This window comes from Vibrio sp. S11_S32 (genome assembly GCF_014694465.1).
Taxonomy (GTDB): Bacteria; Pseudomonadota; Gammaproteobacteria; order Enterobacterales; family Vibrionaceae; genus Vibrio; species Vibrio algicola.
In genome coordinates this window covers 1-22,798 of record NZ_JAAUWS010000034.1, presented here as the reverse complement: position 1 = coordinate 22,798, position 22,798 = coordinate 1, and the positions used below count along the sequence as shown (strand labels likewise).

Here is a 22,798-nt window from a genome sequence, read left to right as displayed (position 1 = left end):
AGCTTACGCAATGATCAAAGCTTTAAATAAACTAACAGGGCTAGGTATGCCTAAAACTTACCGAATTGATTGAAATAATACCATTCTAGTGTTGTCACCTCTAAATTTGAATTACGCAACAAAGCCTAGATCCATAACAACACTTGGCAAAATCACATCATTAATACGTGACTTTAAGTTAGTAAATGCACTCATTGTGAGCATAATCACTACCAATAAGGTGAAGATAAACGCAATCACGATACTCTTACATTTTAACGTTTTTTCTTTGTATAACATAATTATCCATCACGAAAAAAGCTAATAGATCGTATCAAGCTCATCTTGATGCGATCTATTAGCTTTGTAAAAAGTCATAATGATTTTACTTGCCACAAAGATTTTCTCGTTAAGTTAACGTCAATTTTGCCAATAAAATCATTCTATTCATAGTATTACTTACACACACTAGCATTTATCATACAAATATCAACACTGAAAATGTATAACATATCATTCACTTATATGCTTCAAGGTATAATACCGTTGCCGCTGTACGTGAGGATACTTGTAATTTTTTAAGCAGACTTTTCATATGTACTTTTACGGTCGATTCCGAAATAAATAGATGTTCAGCAATTTGCTTATTGCGAAAACCTTTGGCAACTTCCTGTAGAATTTGAGTTTCACGATCGGTTAACTGATCGAGTAAATTCTCTTGATTATCACGGTTGATCAAGTGTGATTGCACCAAATCACTGTAAACTTTATTTCCTTCTTGTGCTTGTTGTAATAAACGGATAAGTTCATCTGGTTCGGTATCTTTAAGCAGGTATCCGTCAGCTTGTGCTTTAATCAAGGTATCAATATCGGCAGGGTTATCGGATACGGTTAAAATGATGATTTGGCTATCAATACCCTCTTTACGCATCGCTTTAAGTGTATCTAATCCTGACATGCCTTTCATGTTCAAATCCAATAAAATCATATCAGGCTGATGTTGATGAGCCAGTGCTATCGCTTCCACTCCATTACTGGCTTCTGCTATCACTTCAAAACAGTCTTCTAGACCCAGTAACTGTCCAATTCCGCGGCGCATAAGTGGATGATCATCAACCAACATTATTTTACACACTGACATTCTCATTTCCCTTCGATTCTAAATTCATGCTTAACTTAACCTCACAACCTGAGCCGATCTGACTATTAAACTCACATTGTGCCGATAACCTTGAAGCCCTTTCTTGCATTATGGATAAGCCGTAATGGTTTGGCTTTGGTTGAGTGGGATCAAACCCAACTCCATCGTCATTGATACTGACGGTAATTTGACCGTTTTCAACACCACAATATACAATAATTTCATCACACTGTGCATGTTTGATCGCATTTAGCACCGCCTCACGAATAAATTGCAATAAATGAACTTGTTGCTGCGCATCTAGTTCAATCGAAAGCAGTTGGTTATCAATCACCAGCAGCGCATCACTTTGCGCTTCTAACGGAACTAACATTTCATTCAGCGCTTCGCCGAAATCCGCTTCTTTAATATTTAATCTAAAAGTGCTCAATAGCTCTCTTAACTGAGTGTAAGCTTGCGATAATACCACATCGACTTCTTGTACTATTTCAGTTGATAAAACACAACGTTGCTGACAAAAGTCTTGATCCAAATTACGGCGTAATAAGGTGGTTTGGATCTTTAAATACGACAATGATTGTGCGAGTGAATCATGCAATTCTCTGGCGATGGTGGCACGCTCTTCCATTAAGATAAGCTGCTCGGTTTGCTTCTGACTATGCTCAAAAAATAAAGCTCTAGCAAAAATTCGTCCAATATTTTCCATTAATACTTTTTCAGCGTCTGGTGTCTGGTGCTGCCATCTTAATTGTCCTAAATGCATACCATTAATTTCTAATGGATAGGAATTCCAAATGGTACTACTATTGCCACCCGCCTCTAGCTTAGTATGACCTCCACCCTTTTCATCGATCCACAACTGGCTTCCCACCATGCCGGGCACACGATCAAAAGAATCTAAAATCGTTTGGAAGTCACTGATCGATAAACGTGAACTTGAAAGTGCTTCAGAGCAATCATACAAAATTTGTAATGACTCATTGGCCTGTTGCAGTTGGTGGGTTTTTTTATCTACCGCAGATTCTAAGCCTTGATAAAGATTTTCTAGCTCATTAGCCATATTTTTATAACTGGCGGCCAATACATCGAGTTCAGTTTCATTATTCATTTCTAATTCAATTGAAAAATTTTTGTGCTTAATTTGTTGACTTGCTTCCACCAGTTGGGCTAATGGCTTCACCACTTTTTTACGCACGAATCTTACGATGCTAATGGTGATCAATAAAATTAACCCTAAGCAAATACCGCCAACCCAAGCGAGTAATTTCAATTTCGCTTCTGAAAATTCTTGTAATGCATACACAAAATGATCAATTTCTTTGACTAAACTTTGTACTTGCCCCAAATAGCGATCTCTGCCTGGCGAGACCAATAATTGTTTTAATTGGATCCAACGTTGATCGATAAAAACATATTGTTGTTGGATATCAACTGGTACCAGAAACCCATGTAATGATTTCATGGCTGATGAATGCAAAGATTGATCAAATAACTCAATATGTTGATTGAGTTGCGAAGAATCGGTTGTTAGGTCATACGCCAAACGGTAGCTTTGCATCCGCAGCGATCCCGCCACGTTCACAATCTCAGCATCACGTAAGCTATACGATAAAGTAAGTAAGGCTGTGCTTGTAGTCAGCACTGCCAAAAACAAAATATAAAACAATCCCTTAGCAATACTTCTTGCTATTGGTCTGGTTAATTCTTTCTCCCCATACTGGGTCAAATTCAAGCTCACGAGATAACCTTATCACTTGTTATTTAAGACGATTTTTCTAGTTATTTTGACGCTAGAGTATCAATACTGCACTCATGTTACTGGATGATTCAAAAAAGTGTGAACTTAATACGCTTGATAAATTGATCTTAAACAAGTTCCCCCCTTGTTTACCCCTTAATGGGTATTTATGAATGCCCTATAAAAACTACACTTTACAAACACATAATAAGCTTAGACTATATGCCAATTTTAATGGTACTTTGTGTTTTCTGCTTGTAATTTTACACCCAACATGGACGGAGGTGATAGCGTGACAAACCAATCAATCAATACATCAAGACGCCAGTTATTTACTCGCCGTCAAAATTCCGAATATCCTCACCTGCCTTGGGCCAAACAAGCACAATTTACTGATCTCTGCACTCAATGTGCCAAATGTATTCCAAGCTGTCCTGAACATATTATCCAACCTGGGGATGGTGGTTTTCCAACCATCAACTTTCAAAAAGGCGAATGTATCTTTTGCTATCAGTGCGCGCAGGCGTGTCCTGAATCTTTGTTCTATGCTCAAGAAGAGCCTGTATGGACTGCAAAAGCCATCATTAATGATAGTTGTATTGCAAAACAAAATGTTGAATGCCGAAGTTGCGGTGATATGTGTGACACTCAAGCTATTCGGTTTAAATTAGCGGTAGGGACTGTCGCACAACCCAATATTATTACTGATGATTGTACCGGTTGTGGTGCGTGTGTTTCGGTTTGTCCTACCAACGCAATACAGATTAAATTAACTTAAATAAAGAGAATGGATTTATGGCGCTAAATGAAGTGCACATCTCGAGCTTAGTGGTTCATGTTGTACCGAAATACCTAGAGAAAATAAAAGCCAAAATTACCTCTTTAGATGGGGTAGAAATCTACGGTGAAAGCGAAGAAGGAAAGTTAGTAGTAGTGGTTGAGACTCAAAACCAAGGGTATATCACCGATACTATCGATGTGATTAACAATCTCGACCATGTACTGAGTGTGGCATTAGTTTTTCATCAAATCGAAACTGATCTTGATGACGATGAAATAAAAGAGACACCATTTGTCAACGCTGAATAAATCCGTGCTGGCAGCAAAATAAAAATACCAAAACTATAATGAATTACGATATGACTGGATTCAAATCTGAGGGTAATGTATGAAAATGACAAGACGTGCGTTTGTAAAAGCAAACGCAGCCGCATCAGCCGCGGCAGTAGCTGGGATCAGCCTTTCGGCCTCCGCTACTAACCTGATTGTAAGCTCTGATGAAACGGCGATTAAATGGGATAAAGCCCCATGTCGTTTTTGTGGTACAGGTTGCTCGGTACTAATCGGTACTCAAAATGGCCGTGTTGTGGCAACACAAGGCGACCCTGAAGCACCAGTAAATAAAGGCCTAAACTGTATCAAAGGCTACTTCTTATCAAAAATCATGTACGGTAAAGATCGTTTAAATACGCCATTGCTGCGTATGACCGACGGTAAATTTGATAAAAATGGTGATTTCGCCCCTGTCTCTTGGGACAAAGCGTTTGATGTGATGGCCGATAAATTTAAAGCGGCTATTAAAGAAAAAGGCCCTACCAGCGTCGGTATGTTTGGATCTGGTCAATGGACTGTAATGGAAGGTTACGCAGCCTCTAAATTGATGAAAGCTGGCTTCCGTTCAAACAACATTGATCCGAACGCTCGTCACTGCATGGCTTCTGCTGTTGTTGGCTTTATGCGTACCTTTGGTATTGATGAACCTATGGGTTGTTATGATGACTTCGAACACGCTGATTCTTTCGTGCTTTGGGGTTCAAACATGGCTGAAATGCACCCTGTTCTTTGGACTCGTATCACTGACCGCCGTTTAAGCCACCCACATGTTAAAGTGAACGTCCTTTCGACTTACTACCATCGCAGCTTTGAGCTGGCCGACAGTGGCATGGTTTTCCATCCACAATCTGATTTAGCGATTGCGAACTTCATTGCAAACTACATCATTCAAAACGATGCCGTAAACTGGGATTTCGTTAAAAAGCACACTCACTTCAAACAAGCCGTGACAGATATCGGTTATGGTCTGCGTGATGATGATCCGCTGCAAGAAAAAGCTAAAAATCCAAACTCAGGTGCAATGTCGGATATCTCATTTGAAGAATATAAAGCCTCGGTTGCACCTTATACTCTAGAAAAAACCGCTGAAATGTCGGGTGTCCTACCTGAAGATTTAGTCGCAATGGCAAAACAATACGCCGATCCAAAAACCAAAGTGATGTCACTGTGGACTATGGGTATGAACCAACATACTCGTGGCGTTTGGATGCAAAGCCTCGTTTACAACTTGCACTTATTAACCGGTAAAATTTCAGAACCAGGCAACAGCCCGTTCTCATTAACCGGTCAACCATCGGCTTGTGGTACTGCACGTGAAGTGGGTACCTTCTCACACCGTCTGCCTGCCGACATGGTGGTTGCGAATCCTAAGCACCGTAAGATTGCAGAGAAAATCTGGAAACTACCGGAAGGCACCATTCCGCCAAAACCTGGTTACCATGCTGTACAACAAGATCGCATGTTAAAAGATGGCAAGCTAAACGCCTACTGGATCATGTGTAATAACAACATGCAAGCCGGTCCAAACATCAATACTGAGCGTTTACCGGGCTACCGTGATCCACGTAACTTCATCGTTTGCTCTGACCCATACCCAACGGTTACCGCTCAAGCGGCTGACTTAGTGCTACCAACCGCAATGTGGGTAGAAAAAGAAGGCGCATACGGTAACGCAGAGCGTCGTACTCAAGCTTGGTATCAGCAAGTCTCTCCAGTTGAAGGCGCAAAATCTGACCTTTGGCAGATCATGGAATTTGCTAAACGCTTCAAAATTGAAGAAGTGTGGGACGAAGAGCTAATGGCAAAAGCGCCAGAGCTTCGCGGCAAAACCATGTACGATATTTTATTCCGTAACGGCAATGTTGATAAGTTCCCATTATCGGAAGCTCAAGAGCTAAACGATGATGCAAAAGCCGCAGGTTACTACGTTCAAAAAGGTCTATTTGAAGAATACGCAGAGTTTGGTCGTGGACACGGTCATGATTTAGCCCCATACGATGTGTACCATACCGTTCGTGGTCTGCGTTGGCCAGTTGTGGATGGCAAAGAAACCTTATGGCGCTTTAACCCAGAATATGACCCGTATGCAAAACGTGCTGAACGTGACTTCTATGGTAAACCAGATGGTAAAGCACTGATCATCTCTGCGCCTTATGAAGCGCCACCAGAAGTGCCAAATAAAGAATACGACCTATGGTTATGTAGTGGTCGTGTGCTTGAGCATTGGCATACTGGTACTATGACGCGTCGTGTACCTGAGTTGTATAAAGCGATGCCAGATGCGCATTGTTATATTCATCCAGATGACGCAGAGAGCCGTAATTTACGCCGTGGCGATGAAGTATTAATTCAATCTCCTCGTGGTGAAATTCGCACTCGTATTGAAACTCGTGGTCGAAATCGTCCGCCGAAGGGCTTAGTATTCGTACCTTTCTTTGATGCTCGCGTCCTAGTCAATAAATTGATTTTGGATGCCACTGATCCGCTATCTAAACAGACAGATTACAAAAAGTGTCCTGTGAAGATCACCAAAGTGGCCAGCGTTTAAGTACCTAGCATTATAAATCAAAGAAATCGGAGAAGATTATGAAAAAGATCATTCTGGCATTCGTAGCAGCATCAATGCTGATCATCGGTGCCGTACAAGCAGAAGACGCAAGCGATCAAATCACGCCGGTCGCCACTAACCCTGGTGGTATTGGCGGTTTAGAGTCATTGCGTGGCGCAAGTGAAATTGAGTCAACTCGTCCAGCTGATGAGTTCAAGCGTTTCCCTAAAGATCACCAAGTAGACAGCGATTACGTGTATCAACCACCATTGATCCCACATACCATTCGCAACTACGAAGTTTCTTTAAACGCCAACAAATGTTTAGCTTGTCACAGTTGGAAAAACGCCAAAGAAATGGGCGCGACTAAAATCAGTGTCACTCACTACGTGAACCGTCAAGACGCTGTATTGTCTGATGTGTCACCTCGTCGTTACTTCTGCTTGCAGTGTCACGTACCACAAGCCGATGCGAAACCTTTGGTTGAGAACGAATTCCAACGTGTTGATTCGTTAAAATAAAACGCTGAGCTTAACTGGAGCAACGATGCTGTTACTCCAGTTAAGCGATAAGAGAGAGTATTATGAAAATCCTTAAAAATTTCTGGAAGCGTTTATCCACACCAAGTAAGGCCGCGGCAGGGGTGATTCTGTTTATGGGCTTTATGGGTGGTCTATTATTCTGGGGTGCATTTAATACCGGTTTAGAAGCCACTAGCACCGAAGAATTTTGTTCTGGCTGTCATGCTCCTATCGTAAAAGAGATCCGTGAAACCATTCACTACTCTAACCGTTCGGGTGTGCGTGCTATTTGTTCTGACTGTCATGTCCCTCATAATTGGACTGACAAAATTGTGCGTAAAGTGCAAGCTTCTAAAGAATTATATGGCGCGATGATGGGCACCATTAATACTGAAGAAAAATTCAAAGCACGTCGTAGCCATCTAGCACATCGTGAATGGCAACGTATGAAAGACAATGATTCTCAAGAGTGTCGTAACTGTCACCAGTTCAACTATATGGACTTTTCAGAGCAAGGCCCACGCGCCGTGAAGCAACACTCAACGGCACTGGCTGATGGCGATAAAACTTGTGTAGATTGTCACAAAGGTATTGCACATAAACTGCCTGACATGAAAGATGTGGCAGGTTGGCAATAAGCCCCTAAGCCCTGAGTAAAGAAAAGGAAAAGGAAAAGGAAAACGAATGAGTACTTTAGAATACGTTATCTGGCATGTCTTAGGCTACGCGGCGATGCCAACCATTATCTTAGGTGGGTTTGTTGCGGTGGCTGTTATTTGTATCGCAATCTTATCAGTAACCAAAGATAAGCAACTCGATTAAGCGAAATAAAACAAATATACCTATAAAAAATAAAGCCCTTTTCATTGCAAAGTGAAAGGGGCTTTGTGTTTTTAGCCCTGCCACACAGCATTACCTTCCTCCTAGTCCCACTACCCCTTTCGGATAGTTTTTTTGCCAATTTGATTTAAGTCATGACTCTAGATCACAAAATCCTCATTATAAGTACAATTTCATTTCTAATTGGGCAGATTTATGACCGAAGTAAGTGCAAACAAAACCAAAGTAGTCATCATTGGTAATGGTATGGTGGGTCACCGCTTTATCGAAGACCTGGTTGAAAAAGGCGATCTAAACAAATTTGAGATCACCGCATTTTGTGAAGAGCCACGCGTTGCCTATGACCGCGTTCACTTATCGTCTTATTTCTCCCATCACACAGCCGATGAACTGTCTCTTGTTAAAGAAGGCTTCTACCAAAAGCACAATATCAAAGTGCTGATTGGTGAACGTGCGATTAACATCAGCCGTGAAAATAAAACCGTCTATTCAAGCTCTGGTCGTGAAATCCAATACGACAAACTTGTTATGGCAACCGGCTCTTACCCATTTGTACCGCCGATCAAAGGCAACGAAAGCAAAGACTGTTTTGTTTACCGTACTATCGAAGATTTAAAAGCCATTGAAGCGACAGCCAAAAAAAGTAAGAGCGGTGTGGTTATCGGTGGTGGCTTACTGGGCCTTGAAGCCGCAGGGGCTTTAAAAGCGCTCGGAGTTGAAACCCATGTGATCGAATTTGCGCCAGTGTTAATGGCCGAGCAACTTGATCTGCAAGGTGGCTTACAACTGCGCAGTAAAATTGAGCGTATGGGCGTGCAAGTTCATACCAGCAAAAACACCTTAGAAATACTGCCACAAGGCGAAAGCGCACGTAACACCATGAAGTTTGCCGATGGCACTGAGCTTGAAGTGGATTTCATCGTATTTTCTGCGGGTATCCGCCCACAAGATCGCCTCTCTCGTCAGGCTGAATTAGAGATTGGTCCTCGCGGCGGTATTGCGATTAACGACAACTGCCAAACCTCAGATCCTGACATTTACGCAATTGGTGAATGTGCATCTTGGAACGGTGCCTTCTTTGGTTTAGTCGCCCCTGGTTATAAAATGGCGCAAGTGGTGGTTGATCAACTTCTTGGTAAAACCGACAGCGAATTTACCGGCGCCGATATGAGTGCCAAGCTGAAATTACTCGGTGTAAAAGTGGGCAGCATTGGCGATGCAAATGGCCGCACACCTAACTGTAAAAGCTTTGTTTATCAAAATGATGACGAAGGCGTGTACAAGCGTTTAATCGTGTCTGAAGATGGTATGAAGCTATTAGGCGCAGTGTTAGTTGGTGATACGTCTGATTACGGCAACTTATTGCAATTGCACTTAAATGATATGGATCTGCCCGAGCACCCCGATGCCTTGATCCTACCAGCCCACGCTGGCGGCGAAAAACCGACTATGGGCGCTGATGCCCTACCCGACACAGCGGTGATTTGTTCATGTTTTGATGTCACTAAAGGTCAAATTGCTGCCGCAGTTGCCGAGGGTCATACCACGATTGGTGATATCAAAATGGTCACCAAAGCCGGTACCGGTTGTGGCGGCTGTGTGCCTATGGTCACTCAAGTATTGAACGCTGAATTAGCCAAAGCCGGTATCGAAGTCAAAAACGATATCTGTGAGCACTTTGAATACTCGCGCCAAGAGCTATTCCATTTATGCCGCATCGAAGGCATTCGTTCATTTGATCAATTACTGGAAAAACACGGACACGGTTATGGCTGTGAAGTGTGTAAACCAACCGTGGGCTCTATCTTGGCGTCTTGTTGGGGTGATCATATTTTAAAACCTCAGCACGTTGGCCTGCAAGAAACCAACGATAGCTTCTTAGGTAACATTCAAAAAGACGGCACTTACTCGGTTATTCCTCGAATGGCGGGCGGCGAAGTGACACCACAAGCGTTAATCGTATTGGCGCAAGTGGCGCAAGAATACAACTTATACACCAAGGTCACTGGCGCGCAACGTATCGGTTTATTTGGCGTACAGAAAAATGACCTTCCACAAGTGTGGAGCAAGCTTATCGCGGCAGGTTACGAAACTGGTCAAGCTTATGGTAAATCTCTGCGTATGGTGAAAACCTGTTTAGGTCAAACTTGGTGTCGTTACGGCGTGCAAGACAGCAGCAGTTTAGGCGCACTACTAGAGCATCGCTACAAAGGCATTCGCTCACCGCATAAGATGAAGTTTGGTGTGTCGGGCTGTACTCGTGAGTGTTCAGAAGCTCAAGGTAAAGATTTAGGCGTGATTGCCACCGACAGTGGTTGGAACATGTATGTCGGCGGTAATGGCGGTACTATCCCTCGTCATGGTGACTTATTAGCGTCGGATCTGGATCAAGATACTCTGATCAAATACATCGACCGTTACTTGATGTTCTACATTCGTACCGCCGATAAATTGCAACGTACCGCCACTTGGTTAGAAAACCTAGAAGGCGGTGTGGATTACCTACGCAAAGTGGTGATTGACGACACGCTTGGTATTAATGCGCAATTAGAAAAAGACATCCAAGTCCTAGTCGATGATTACCGTTGTGAATGGCAAGAAACGCTTAACGATGACGCGCAATTAAAACGTTTTGATCACTTCATCAACAGTGATGAGCGTGATGATAACGTGTCTTATGTGGCTGAGCGTGAGCAACATCGCCCTGCAACATTCACCGAAAAGTACCCGCATCTTAAAGGCGACATTTTGCATACTGATCTTAAAAACACCACGGAGGAAGCGTAATGACAGATCAACAAAAAGCAAAAAAATCAAGCTGGATCAGCGTATGTCAGCTGAGTGACATTACCCCAAAAACCGGTGTGTGTGCTTTGGTTAATGGTCAGCAAGTAGCTATCTTCCGTCCACGTTTTGATGAGCAATTATTTGCGATTAATAATATGGACCCGTTTGCGCAATCAAATGTGTTATCACGCGGTTTGATTTGTGAGCATGATGGTGAGCTTTGGGTGGCGAGTCCACTGAAAAAACAACGCTTCAACCTAGAAACTGGGATTTGCATGGAAAACGACGCGATGAATGTCGCAACGTATGAAATCCGTGTAAATGGCAGCCAGATAGAAGTAAAAGCGTAGGCTAAATATACACTTGATCCTCAATACATTATTCCGTACTTAAGCTTAAACAAAGCTGGTACGGAATGACTGCTTTCTAGTTTCAATATCCATAGCGACTCGATTTTCTTTCTTTTTTAGAGCCAGAATCGAGTCGCTATTAATATTTAAACTTGCACTAGGAAATAACCATGTACACAGATACCATAAAAAAATGCTCGAACAATGCTGAGCGAATCGTAAAACTTGCCGATAGCAACCCACTTGGCTTTTGGATTAGCTCTGCTATGGCGGGCGCTTATGTCGGTATCGGCATCATTTTAATCTTCACTTTTGGCGGCCTTGTTGACCCTTCTATTCGTCCTTTAGTCATGGGCGCAACCTTTGGTATAGCCTTAACCTTAGTGATCATTGCCGGCTCGGAATTATTTACCGGTCATACGATGTTTTTAGCCTTTGGCGCGATCACAGGTCAAATTAGTTGGAAAGACAATTTACGCGTACTGCCACAAACTTGGATGGGCAATTTAATTGGTTCAGTCTTTGTCGCTTACCTCTTCTTCCTCGCGGGAGGTGGTAGCCTTCTACCTGATCCAAAAAGCTTTTTACACGCCGCGGCACTAGGCAAAACGATGGCCCCTGCAAGTGTCTTATTCTTTAAAGGCATTTTGTGTAACTGGCTGGTTTGTTTAGCCATCTGGATGTGTCAACGTGTTGAAGGCACAGGCAAATTCATCGCGATTTGGTGGTGTCTATTGGCCTTCATCGGCGCAGGTTTTGAGCACTCGATTGCCAACATGACTATCTTTGCTTTGTCTTACTTTGGCAATCACTCTGATGCCTTTACACTTGCGGGTATTGGTCATAACCTACTTTGGGTATCGCTTGGTAACATCGTGTCTGGTGCAATATTTATGGGCTTTGGTTACTGGTTTGCCACCCCAAAAAATGAACGTCCAGTGTTTGAGAAAGATGTAGAAGTCGCGGCGGTAAAAGCAAAAGCATAATATTAGTCGAAAACTCGGGTCTCGGGTCTCGGGTCTCGGGTCTCGGGTCTCGGGTCTCGGGTCTCGGGTCTCGGGTCTCGGGTCTCGGGTCTCGGGTCTCGGGTCCAAAATACTCGCCATATTCCCTATGTCCACCTTATTTTAAAGGTATCTCACATGACAGCATCTCATTCTCCTTTCGTTTCCTTAGTAGGCGCAGGCCCAGGTGATCCCGAACTACTCACCCTCAAAGCCTATCGCTTAATTCAAGCTGCCGATGTAGTGGTGTACGATCGTTTAGTCTCCGATGAAATCATGGCGCTGGTTAACCCTGATGCTGAGTTATTGTTTGTCGGCAAAAAGCTGAGTCAACATTGTGTACCGCAAGATCAAATTAACCAGATATTGGTTGATAAGGCATTAGAAGGTAAACATGTGGTGCGCTTAAAAGGCGGGGATACCTTTATTTTTGGCCGTGGTGGTGAAGAGCTTGAAACCTTAGTCGAGCATAATATTGGTTTTGAAGTGGTGCCGGGGATCACTGCCGCATCCGGTTGCAGCGCTTATGCGGGCATTCCTTTAACCCATCGTGATCACGCCCAAAGTGTGCAATTTATTGCCGGACATTTGAAAAAAGAAGGCCGCGACATTGAATGGCAAAGCCTAGCGCATAATAATCACACCTTAGTGTTTTACATGGGACTCAAACAAGCACCGGTGATCAAAACAAACCTTATCGCTCACGGTTTAGCCAGTGATACTCCTTGCGCGATTATCGAGCGTGGCACCACCTCACAACAGCGAGTATTAACCGCTCAACTTTGTGATCTAGAAGATATTGCTAATCAAGCGATCAGCCCATCACTGATCATTGTCGGTAGCGTTACCCGTTTGCATAAAAAATTAAGCTGGTTTAAATAAAGGCGATATACACTAAACTTACGCCAATCGGTGTTATGCTTATTTATCGCCTTTACTGCTTCTGGAAATTTTCGTGTACCACAGCCAATTTTTAATGTTATTTGAGGTGCTTGAGCGCGCCGCCTTAATGCTCACCGCTTTGTTTTTATTGACCCAAGCGAAGTTATTCAAAAACATTATGAACAAACAAGCTTCTGAGCGTAAAACCTTTGAAGTAGCATTGATCTCCCTGCTGTTTATCTTCTTTGCGATCTTCAGTACTTATACCGGAGTGGAAGTTGAAGGCTCCCTCATCAACGTTCGAATTATTGCCATCGTTTCTGGTGGTATTCTATTTGGCCCTTGGGTTGGACTACCGGCCGGTATATTGTCTGGTATTCATCGTTATTTAATTGATATTGATGGCCCTACCTCTATCCCCTGTTTGATCACCAGTATTCTAGCGGGTGTGTTAAGTACCGTGGTCCACAAACATACCGAGAAAAAAGATTACATGTGCTATGGCATTGGCGCCGGTATTTTTTGTGAATGTTTAACCATGTTCTTAATCGTGATGTTAGCCAAAGAAAAAGAGCTGGCGCTGAGTATTGTTTCCAATATCGCTCTTCCGATGATTTTAGGGTCAACCTGTATAGGCTTGATCATCAAACGAGTACAAGATATCGATGATGAAAAAGAACAAGCGGCAGCACAGCAAGCAAAAATCGCACTTGATATTGCCAACCAAACTTTGCCTTATGTCCATAAAAATGATCCCCAAAGCTTACAAAAACTGTGTGAGATAATCTGTAAAGAAACCGCTGCCGATGCAGTATCAATGACTAATACTCAAGATGTCTTGGCCTATACTGGCATCGGCGTCGAGGATTACCTTAACAACGAAAGTTATCTCGTCACCGATAAACGTATTAGTGAATTAACCCAACGTTCCATCGCCAAGCGCCAGCAAACGGTACACAACAAACTACAAACGGGGCGCTTTCAATCGGTATTGATCATGCCGTTATTTGAAGGGACTGACGTGACGGGAACACTTAAAATTTTTTATACTCAAGAAAATAAAATCGGCCAAGCTCTGCAAGAAATGTCGAAAGGTTTATCACAATTGATTTCTACCCAATTGGTGGCATCGAGAGTGCAACAAGCCAATGTCATGGTGCAAAAGGCTGAATTTTCTGCGCTGCAACATAAGATCAATCCACATTTTTTATTTAATGCGCTAAATGCTATTTCAACTTTGATCCGCATCCAACCCGATAAAGCCCGTAGTCTTATCGCTAATTTAGCCGATTTTTTACGCTATAATTTGGAACGCGATGATGACTTAATTGATGTGCAACATGAACTGCAACAAGTGCGAGACTATGTGGCGATTGAGCAAGCGCGCTTTGGCGACAAACTGACCGTCAGTTTCGATATTGATGCCGTTCATACCAAAATCCCATGCTTATTGATCCAACCTTTAGTCGAGAACGCGATTCAACATGGGATCCAACCGTCGCGAGAAAACGGTGAAGTCATTATATCGGTCAAACAGCATGCTGAGTTTATTCGAGTCTCAGTACTCGATACCGGTTCAGGCATTAACTCGGACCTTATCGATAAACTCAAAACCAATAAAATGGAAAAGCATAAAATCGGCTTAATCAATGTCCACCAGCGGGTGTATTTATTATATGGACATGGTTTGAATATTGAGCGAATCACGTTAGAGAATGGGCGTGTTTACACCCAAGTCAGTTTTGACATTACACTCTCATAATCCAGATCACAGAATACAAAAGGCTAAACAAATGACCACTGCAATAATTGTTGAAGATGAATATCTGGCGCGTGAAGAGTTAACCTATTTAATTAATAAGCACAGTAAAATCGAGATTAAAGCCGATTTTAATGATGGACTTGAAGCGTTTAAATATTTGCAGAGCGCACAAGTGGATGTGGTATTTTTAGATATTAATATTCCCTCGATTGATGGCGTGATGCTGGCAAAGAACCTTCACCAAATGCCGTCACCGCCGCATATTATTTTTACCACCGCGTATAAAGAACATGCCGCCGATGCGTTTGAAATTGAAGCGCTGGATTACTTGCTTAAACCTTTAAATGAGCAGCGCATGCTCCGTGCGCTTGAGAAGTTAGAAGCTATCGTCAATCCACAGCCGATTGCTCAGCCAACGAGTTCGAATGCCAAGTCTCATCCTGCCGACGGACAAAATCACCTGCCGCTGCAAGATGGCAGCAAAATCTGTATCATCGATAAGCAAGATATTGTTTATGCATGGGCAAATGAAAAAATCACTCAAGTTTATACGACTCAAGGACAAGAGTTAGTGGCTCAGTACCCGATCAGCGAGCTCATTAGTCGCCTGCCAGAAGCGCAATTCTATCGCTGTCATCGCTCATATTGCATCAATTTGCAGCAAATCAAACAAATAAAGCCAAGCGTGAATAGCACCTATTTATTAACGTTAGCCCATGCTGCTAAAGAAGTGCCGGTCAGTCGTGGTAATGTGAAGGAATTCCGAATTCTAATGGGGCTATAAACTGAGTGAGTTTGAAACTTCCACTTAATTGAATATCCAATCCTGATAACCGCTCCCATTCTCCATTATTGACAAATCATCACTCGGCCAAATTGCATTTGATGCGCTTATATTGCATTTCACGCCATACAAATGCAGTTCATTTTATATCATTCGCCCTCCATTGTATTACTGAATAATGCTTGTAACTTAGACCTTAGAGACGGGCTTTGACCCTATGATTTAAGTTAAATTTGGAGCTAAACTATGGCTATTTCAACCACCAATACCGAGGCTAAAACCTCTAACCAAAGCAATGTTCGCTTATGGACCTTACTTGGTACTATCCTGACTCAATTTGCATTAGGTTCGGTTTATACTTGGAGCTTATTTAATGCCCCTCTTGCCAAGCAATTAGATCAACCTGTCAGCCAAGTGGCATTTTCTTTCGGCATTTTAAGCTTATCACTTGCGGTTGCATCATCACTATCAAGTAAACTACAAGCTAAATTTGGAGTGCGTAAAGTGACCATTGGCGCGGCATTGTTAATGGGTGCGACGTTAATGGCCATCTCTCACGTAACACATTTATGGGCATTGTATTTAACCGCGGGCTTATTGTTAGGCTTTGCCGATGGTACAGGCTATTTAATGACACTTTCCAATTGTGTGAAGTTCTTCCCTGAGCGTAAGGGCTTAGCTTCTGCTTATGCTATTGGTGCTTATGGCCTTGGCAGTTTAGGATTCAAATACATCAATTTATACTTCCTAACTAACGACAACCTAAATATGACGTTTGAAGTGTGGGGAGCATTAGTCACAACTATGGTGATCATCGGCGCATTGATGATGACCGATGCACCACAGGTGGAGACGCAACAACAAAGCCAAAATACATCAAAAGATATGACTTTGAATGATGCAGTAAAAACCAAACAATTTTGGGTATTGTCTATTATTTTCTTAACCATTTGTATGTCTGGTTTATATGTTATTGGTGTAGCGAAAGATATCGGTGAAAGTTATGTACATCTCTCAGTTGCTGCAGCAGCGAGTGCGGTAGCAATTATTGCAATCGCAAACTTAAGTGGTCGTTTAGTCCTTGGTATTTTATCCGACAAAATATCTCGTATTAAAGTGGTTTCGATTGCAGTTATTGTTTGTCTTGCTGGGGTATTGGCACTGCGTTTTATGTCACTCAATGAAATGAGCTTCTACTTTGCAGTGGCTTGTGTGGCCTTTAGTTTTGGCGGAACCATTACTGTGTTCCCATCATTAGTCAGCGATTTCTTTGGTTTGAACAACTTAACTCAGAACTATGGCGTTATCTACTTAGGGTTTGGTATCGGCAGCTTAATTGGCTCAATCATTGCTTCACTATTTGGCGGATTTAGCGCGGTATTTGGCGTAATGTTGATGCTATTAGTCGTATCATTAGTGTTATGTATCACGGTAAAAGCACCGGTTCAAAACCAATCTCAAGATCAATTAATGACAGCAGCATAATTTCGACTTTATATTCGGTGGCGTGTGATTAACGCCACCAAATTTATCCTTCTAACACCAACCTTTCCTTATAAGCCTTCGACAGCTTTTTAATTCTTATTTCTTCTTTCAGCGCCGCGCTTTTATCATCAACCGATTGTGACCACACCAGTTCTAATGGGCCTTTACCGCGTAAATATTTCGCGCCTTTACCTAATTGATGCTGCGCAAATCGACGGGCTAAATCATTGGTAATACCGCAATATAAACTATTGGCACGCGTCCTTATCAAGTACACATGCCATTGTTTGTGTGGGGTAACCGTCACATCAGTCATGTCAGAGCTGTGCATTAATCAACGATTAACGCTTTTAGTTCGGCCATATCCGCTTTTAATTGCACCACCTCACCTTCAAGCTGAGCAATACGTTGTTCATATTGAGATGAGCTCACCGCAACTCTTTGCACAGGCGCAGCCGCTTCTAATGCCGCAATATCAATCTCACCACTAAATAAGTGCATATAACGTGAATCACGTTTACCGGCTTCACGAGGTAACTTCACCACCACCGCCCCTTCTGGGTTAGCGGCCATTTGATCTAGAACTGCTTCCACTTCTTTCACATCGGTAAATTCACACAAACGATTGGTACGCGTGCGGATTTCCCCTGGGCTTTGTGCACCACGTAATAATAAACAACAGGCAATCGCACGTTGTTGATCGCTAAATTGCAGCGAGCCAAATTCAGTATTACAAAAACGATGACGAAACTTAGAGACGCGGCTATTAAAGCTGCTTTCATCGGTCATTAAATGACGCGCAATCAATGCAGTTGTAGCATCCATCACTTCTGCTTCTGTAAGCGCCATAACCGGCTCACGATTACTTTTTTGATTGCATGCGGTGGTTAAACTATTGAGTGTCAGTGGGTAATAATCTGGGGTTGTGACTTCTTTTTCAATCAAACAACCTATCACACGCGCTTCTACTGCCGATAATTCAATATTCATTTTTTTTCCTCTGATTGACCCTATGGCCTCAATGATCCCAACGACACAAGCGTGAGATTTTATGTCCATTATTGCTGACCACCATGATCTGTTTGCGGTTCAGCTCTAATTTTAGTTTATCCGACCAATATCTGGCCTCTTGGTAAGCTTTTCGAAAACGATAGATTGATTTATCTATCTTATTTTTGTCATTTTCATCCATCATACTAGGGCTATTGATCTTTCGTGATTAAATGTTGTTCGAGATAAAAGCCTTTTAATCGAGGTAAGTCGATTGAAGCCTAAACGACTGATGTCTATATCATATTATTTTCGACTTCATTTCAATGACTTTAGTTCACCCTTTGTCATTTAAGCTTTGAGTGGTTAAAAAGTAGACGAGGATAAACAAGAAGCGTCACAATCCTCGTTTATTTTGATCTTAGCGCTGTTATGCGAGATAGGGATATGGTTTAATTTGATAAATAGGATTTTATTTTTAACTTTTTAATTAGGAAGAAACCATGGCTAACGTATTTGAAATCGTAAACCAAGCTCGTCGTAAAAATAAACTGAAACGTGAAATTCTGGATAACGAGAAAAAAATCCGTGATAACCGTAAGCGTGTTGATCTGCTAGACAACCTTATGGATTATATTCACGTAGAAATGTCTCAAGAAGAAATCATTGCCATCATCAAGAACATGAAAGCCGATTATGAAGATCGTGTTGATGACCACATCATCACTGGTGCAGAAATTTCAAAACAGCGTCGTGATATCAGCCGTAAAATCCGCGAACTAACAGAAGCGGACAAGCAACAAAATAACGCAAAAAAATAAAAAGAAGAAAATCAAAGGGCTCTTCTCAGTTAGAGCCCTTTTCTATTGCTGTTCATCTATTATCTTCATTGACGAAAAGGATACCAACATGTCAATTACTCGCTCTGTCTTAACGCCGGCTGCTCTTGCTGCCCTACTCTGCTTTAGTGCTACCGCTGCAGCCGATGTGACTATTAAGTTTCCAAGTAATGTCGATATGTTGGCAACCAATAGCGCGGATCCAGACATCAATGGTGGTTTGTTTGCTAGTGAAAAAAGCGTCACCTTGCCCGATGGTGTGAACCAAATTGTGTTCCGTTACCAACCTGTATTTCAAGAAGGTAATGACCAAGTAAATGTAACTACTGATGCTATTATCACTAAATTTGATGCCACCGATAGCCAACTAGAACTGGTGATGCCGAAATACCGTAGCGCCGATCAAGCTCGTGATTTTGATAAAAATCCAACATGGAAATTAGTTGACCAAAATGGTAATGAAGTTAAAGTTGCACAAGACAAACTGCTCAAGAATGGCGTCCAACTTGGTCGTAAATATGAAGTAGAATCTGTCGCATACAATAAGAAGGGTGGCGTTGCGGCCATCACAGCAGTCGCTGCCACAGCTCCTGTTGCAGCTTCTGCTCCTGTAGCCGCTACAACGACCACCGCTGTCCAATATCAAAATACCGAAGAGGAGATGTTGCATCAGTGGTTTGATAAAGCAGATACCGCCACTCAGCAACGCTTTACCTCTTCAGTGATGAGCCAAGCATTCGCCAAAACAAAACCGGCGACTAAAGCAGCCTACCAAAATACCGAAGAAGAAATGCTGCATTTTTGGTTTAATAAATCAGACTCTGCCACTCAGCAACGTTTTATGTCGTCGATCGTTAACAGCGCATTATCGACCAAATAACCCATGTCGACATTGAGCATTTAACGATGCTCAATTTCAACCAAAAAAAGGGAGCGGCTCATTTATCAACCGCTCCCTTTTCCTTTCTATCCTATTTTTATCCTTTCGCGTGATTTACCCTTATTCACTCTTTATCAAAACTGTCCACGACTATTGCGCCCATTGAAGCTGGCATTGCAATAATAATCAATCGTTTAAGTGCCAATAATGGTTCTGCATCTAATGGCAATTTATTGAGTGAAAACAACACTAATGCGACGACACATAGAGTAAGAAAATAAGTAAAAACGATCCGAAATACAAAGGCAAACATACGGTGTTGGACGTCACTTTGGAACACACTTTGATAGGCAAAAAAAGCTAGGATTACGATTGAAGTGCCAAATAGCATACCAATATTGAGCATTGGTAGCGTGCGGCTGAGATCCCATGCTTCCTCAGAAAATGAGATCGGAACTGCCAACGTAAATGCCCCAATAATAACTTGGCTAGCATCTTCCCAGTTAAAGTTGATCTCCATTACTCCACTCCTTTGGCTGCAATTTTTAGCTCACCTAAAATCAAACCATCCACACCACTCGCAGCGCTAATAAGATTAACACCACACCAGAAACACGATCAATCCAATGTGCTTTACGTCTTAAAGTGCCCAACAATGCTTGGCTCGAAAGCATAAAGGTGATCAAGGTATACCAAAGAGCATCAATAAAAAATGGGGTTAATACAATAATAGCCTTACTGCTGGTTTCTGCACTGACTGCCACAAATTGACTAAATAATGCGGTGAAAAATATCGCGATTTTAGGGCTTAAAATCGAGATCAAGAAACCTTCTTTGGCGGATTGATAGACTGAACAGGTTTTGCCCGACTCCAACCGCTCGGCAATACCGCCTTTCGATTGAATCGCATTCCAACCTAACCACGCTAAATAAAGCGCGCCAGCATAAGTGATCAGTTTAAAAACACTGGGAAATTGATGCAATAAAACCGCTAAACCTAGAATAGTGAATAACGCATACAGACCAATACCAAAAGCGTGCGCCCAAGCGGTTGCCAATCCATTTGCACGTCCACCCGCCAAACTATGCTTAGCCACCATAGCCAAACTCGGCCCCGGAGACATAGCTCCCAGCAAACAAATCAACACTAATGAAAACCAAATAGAGAGCGTCATAACAAGCCTTAATAAAAATATCCAACCACTCACGCTCAACATGAATCTCTGTCAAGGTTAACCGTGATAAGACAATAAGATACTAAAATATCAGGTTAAAATCTCATCGGGTTGATAATTTTTTGCCATCATAGTCCAACACATAAATAAGGGGCATAAACTGCCCCTAACTCATTAAAGCCTAACAAGTGATGAATCTATTAACCTATTAATCAAAGCCTTGCTCTTTCGCCATTTTGATTGCTATTTGTGGTGCATTCCAAAGCGAAGGTAACAATATCAATGATACCGGTACAGCCGTGATCACGATAAAGGATTGCAACGCCGAAATCCCACCCTCGCCTAGTGAAATCAAAACCAACGCCGTAACCCCCATCATCACACCCCAGAAGGTACGGATGATCCCGTTCTGTTCTGTCTCCCCGCTAACCACCACACTAATGGTATAAGTCATCGAATCACCGGTCGTGACGATAAAAATGGTGGTGAGTATTAAAAACAAAATCGAAATTAAAGTCGGCATTGGAAACTGTTGGGTCACTGCCAGCAGCGCACCAGGCAAATTAAAGCCTGCAAATGCATCGCTGACACTTCCTGGGTTGGCAATTTCAAACGCTAAACCACTGCCGCCAATAATGGTGAACCAAAAACAAGTCACTAAAGGCGCAACAATACTGATGGTGCAAATTAACTCACGAATCGAACGACCACGAGAAATACGCGCGATAAAGATCGCCATCATAGGTCCATAGCCTAAGAACCACCCCCAAAAGAAAACAGTCCAACCGCCAAGCCAACTTTCATCCCCACGATAGGTTGCCATCGGGATAAAGTTATCAACCATACTGCCAACACCTTGAATATAAGTGTTAAAAATAAAGCTGGTTGGGCCGAAAATTAAGATATACAGCATTAAGCCAACCGCTAAAATCACATTATAACGACTGAGCATTTGCATGCCGCGATTTAAACCACTTAACGCCGAAAGGGTATAAAGCACGATGGTAAAGAGCACAATAATCAATTGAGTGGTAAAACCATCTGGGATGTTAAACAATACATTGAGCGCATAACTGATTTGCAGGCCAAGAAAGCCAATTGGCCCTATGGTTCCGGCCGCAACCGCAATGATACAACACGCATCAATCAAGGCGCCGGTGTGCCCTTTCAGCGCGCGCTCACCTAATACTGGATAAAGCAAAATTCTTGGTTTGAGTGGTAAGCCTTTATCATAATGCAGGTGCATCACCACAATGGTGGTTAAACTGCCTACGATTGCCCACGCTAAAAACCCCCAATGCATAAACGATTGAGAAAGCGCATTCACCGCTTGTTGCTGCACATTTTTTGTCGCTTCAAAAATAGGAGGCGCACTGACAAAGTGTGCAATCGGCTCAGCCGCAGCCCAAAAAACGCCACCACCCGCCAGTAAGGTACAAAAGAGGATCGCCATCCAGCGAAAATTATCCATCTCTGGCGTATCAATCCCGCCTAACACTACCCGACCGGTGCGCCCTACGGCTAATGCGATGCCAATTAAAAAAGTCAGCAGAAGTAACACCTGCCAATAAGGGCCAAAGACTTTGACCGACCAAGCAAAGCCAGCATTGACTATGCTTGATAACATTTTGCCGTCAAATAAAGCCAATACCACGAACATCGCGATAAAACCGCCGCTATACCATAAGGTCGGATTATTTAAGCCCAGTTTATCAGCGGCGCAATCGGTTTCTTGTCGTTGGGAATGTTGCAGTTGAGAAGAGGTATTTAGGGAGTTGGTTAAATCAGGCATTCTGACTCCAGTTTTCTCTGTCTGCTTTTCATTACCACTCTTTATGGCAAACAATGAATAAACGTAAGCGTTCACCAGCACCCTATTGACAGGGCTGGTGAACGTTAAAAACCGAATACGTTTGGGTAGGGCTGTCGATTCGTCACGGCTGTGACGATTTCGGACACAACTGACCATGCTGAGAGGCC

The 22,798-nt window shown here is 42.6% G+C and carries 23 protein-coding genes; 15 read left to right on the top strand and 8 right to left on the bottom strand.

Going from position 1 to position 22,798, the window contains the following annotated elements; translation table 11 throughout:
- Positions 1–111: 111 nt before the first annotated feature.
- From HC723_RS13025 to narQ, 3 genes are all read right to left on the bottom strand, one after another.
- A complete protein-coding gene (locus tag HC723_RS13025; RefSeq protein WP_153448406.1) occupies positions 112–279 on the bottom strand; it encodes a hypothetical protein in 168 nt (55 codons plus the stop codon).
- Positions 280–496: 217 nt separating this feature from the next.
- The gene (locus HC723_RS13020) at positions 497–1,120 is read right to left on the bottom strand and encodes a response regulator (RefSeq protein ID WP_153448405.1); all 624 of its coding nucleotides are present in this window, start codon (positions 1,118–1,120) and stop codon (positions 497–499) included.
- Positions 1,107–2,858 (bottom strand): nitrate/nitrite two-component system sensor histidine kinase NarQ, encoded by a 1,752-nt coding sequence (gene narQ, locus HC723_RS13015; protein WP_342365735.1) that lies wholly within the window; start codon positions 2,856–2,858, stop codon positions 1,107–1,109. The genes HC723_RS13020 and narQ overlap by 14 nt, the downstream gene beginning before the upstream one ends.
- Before the next feature lie 292 nt (positions 2,859–3,150).
- Here narQ and napF point away from each other — a divergent pair, with 292 nt between their 5' ends.
- The 13 genes from napF to HC723_RS12950 all read left to right on the top strand — a co-directional run bounded on the left by napF (position 3,151) and on the right by HC723_RS12950 (position 16,934).
- Positions 3,151–3,636 carry a ferredoxin-type protein NapF gene (gene napF, locus HC723_RS13010; protein ID WP_225874348.1) on the top strand — a complete coding sequence of 162 codons (486 nt, stop codon included), beginning with the start codon at positions 3,151–3,153 and terminating at the stop codon, positions 3,634–3,636.
- Positions 3,637–3,653: 17 nt separating this feature from the next.
- Positions 3,654–3,947 (top strand): chaperone NapD, encoded by a 294-nt coding sequence (locus HC723_RS13005; RefSeq protein WP_190339391.1) that lies wholly within the window; start codon positions 3,654–3,656, stop codon positions 3,945–3,947.
- Positions 3,948–4,026: 79 nt separating this feature from the next.
- Positions 4,027–6,519, top strand: coding sequence for a periplasmic nitrate reductase subunit alpha (gene napA, locus HC723_RS13000; protein ID WP_153448403.1), 2,493 nt, complete (start codon positions 4,027–4,029; stop codon positions 6,517–6,519).
- Positions 6,520–6,557: 38 nt separating this feature from the next.
- Entirely contained in the window at positions 6,558–7,040 is a 483-nt protein-coding gene (locus HC723_RS12995; protein ID WP_153448402.1) for a nitrate reductase cytochrome c-type subunit, read from the top strand.
- Positions 7,041–7,102: 62 nt separating this feature from the next.
- On the top strand, positions 7,103–7,678 hold the full coding sequence (locus HC723_RS12990) for a NapC/NirT family cytochrome c (RefSeq protein ID WP_153448401.1): 576 nt from the start codon (positions 7,103–7,105) through the stop codon (positions 7,676–7,678).
- Positions 7,679–7,724: 46 nt separating this feature from the next.
- The gene (locus HC723_RS12985; RefSeq protein WP_153448400.1) at positions 7,725–7,862 is read left to right on the top strand and encodes a TIGR02808 family protein; all 138 of its coding nucleotides are present in this window, start codon (positions 7,725–7,727) and stop codon (positions 7,860–7,862) included.
- Between the two features lie 213 nt (positions 7,863–8,075).
- On the top strand, positions 8,076–10,667 hold the full coding sequence (gene nirB / locus HC723_RS12980) for a nitrite reductase large subunit NirB (RefSeq protein ID WP_190339390.1): 2,592 nt from the start codon (positions 8,076–8,078) through the stop codon (positions 10,665–10,667).
- Positions 10,667–11,017, top strand: coding sequence for a nitrite reductase small subunit NirD (nirD, locus tag HC723_RS12975; RefSeq protein WP_190339389.1), 351 nt, complete (start codon positions 10,667–10,669; stop codon positions 11,015–11,017). Before nirB ends, nirD begins: the two co-directional genes overlap by 1 nt.
- 170 nt (positions 11,018–11,187) lie before the next feature.
- Complete coding sequence (gene nirC / locus HC723_RS12970; RefSeq protein ID WP_190339388.1) at positions 11,188–12,003, top strand: nitrite transporter NirC; 816 nt, start codon at positions 11,188–11,190, stop codon at positions 12,001–12,003.
- A gap of 156 nt (positions 12,004–12,159) precedes the next feature.
- Positions 12,160–12,903 (top strand): uroporphyrinogen-III C-methyltransferase, encoded by a 744-nt coding sequence (cobA, locus tag HC723_RS12965; protein WP_153448396.1) that lies wholly within the window; start codon positions 12,160–12,162, stop codon positions 12,901–12,903.
- Between the two features lie 73 nt (positions 12,904–12,976).
- Entirely contained in the window at positions 12,977–14,665 is a 1,689-nt protein-coding gene (locus tag HC723_RS12960; protein ID WP_342365734.1) for a LytS/YhcK type 5TM receptor domain-containing protein, read from the top strand.
- 31 nt (positions 14,666–14,696) lie between these two features.
- Complete coding sequence (locus HC723_RS12955) at positions 14,697–15,449, top strand: LytR/AlgR family response regulator transcription factor (protein ID WP_153448394.1); 753 nt, start codon at positions 14,697–14,699, stop codon at positions 15,447–15,449.
- Positions 15,450–15,695: 246 nt separating this feature from the next.
- Positions 15,696–16,934: an MFS transporter gene (locus HC723_RS12950; RefSeq protein WP_153448393.1), complete on the top strand. Its 1,239-nt coding sequence runs from the start codon at positions 15,696–15,698 to the stop codon at positions 16,932–16,934.
- Positions 16,935–16,977: 43 nt separating this feature from the next.
- Here HC723_RS12950 and HC723_RS12945 read toward each other — a convergent pair whose 3' ends face one another.
- Together HC723_RS12945 and HC723_RS12940 are read right to left on the bottom strand one after the other, a co-directional pair.
- Complete coding sequence (locus tag HC723_RS12945) at positions 16,978–17,265, bottom strand: GIY-YIG nuclease family protein (protein ID WP_274601944.1); 288 nt, start codon at positions 17,263–17,265, stop codon at positions 16,978–16,980.
- Positions 17,265–17,924, bottom strand: a complete 660-nt coding sequence (locus HC723_RS12940; RefSeq protein WP_153448392.1) for a YceH family protein — start codon at positions 17,922–17,924, stop codon at positions 17,265–17,267. The genes HC723_RS12945 and HC723_RS12940 overlap by 1 nt, the downstream gene beginning before the upstream one ends.
- 503 nt (positions 17,925–18,427) lie before the next feature.
- On the opposite strand from HC723_RS12940, the gene HC723_RS12935 reads away from it, so the two are divergent.
- Positions 18,428–18,745: a DUF496 family protein gene (locus HC723_RS12935; RefSeq protein ID WP_153448391.1), complete on the top strand. Its 318-nt coding sequence runs from the start codon at positions 18,428–18,430 to the stop codon at positions 18,743–18,745.
- Between the two features lie 88 nt (positions 18,746–18,833).
- The gene (locus HC723_RS12930; protein ID WP_153448390.1) at positions 18,834–19,643 is read left to right on the top strand and encodes a DUF2057 family protein; all 810 of its coding nucleotides are present in this window, start codon (positions 18,834–18,836) and stop codon (positions 19,641–19,643) included.
- A gap of 124 nt (positions 19,644–19,767) precedes the next feature.
- Here HC723_RS12930 and HC723_RS12925 read toward each other — a convergent pair whose 3' ends face one another.
- The 3 genes from HC723_RS12925 to HC723_RS12915 all read right to left on the bottom strand — a co-directional run bounded on the left by HC723_RS12925 (position 19,768) and on the right by HC723_RS12915 (position 22,610).
- A complete protein-coding gene (locus HC723_RS12925; RefSeq protein WP_153448389.1) occupies positions 19,768–20,163 on the bottom strand; it encodes a DUF2391 family protein in 396 nt (131 codons plus the stop codon).
- 40 nt (positions 20,164–20,203) lie between these two features.
- Entirely contained in the window at positions 20,204–20,818 is a 615-nt protein-coding gene (locus HC723_RS12920; RefSeq protein ID WP_153448388.1) for a LysE family translocator, read from the bottom strand.
- Between the two features lie 208 nt (positions 20,819–21,026).
- Positions 21,027–22,610: a BCCT family transporter gene (locus HC723_RS12915; RefSeq protein ID WP_190339387.1), complete on the bottom strand. Its 1,584-nt coding sequence runs from the start codon at positions 22,608–22,610 to the stop codon at positions 21,027–21,029.
- Between the last annotated feature and the right edge of the window lie 188 nt (positions 22,611–22,798).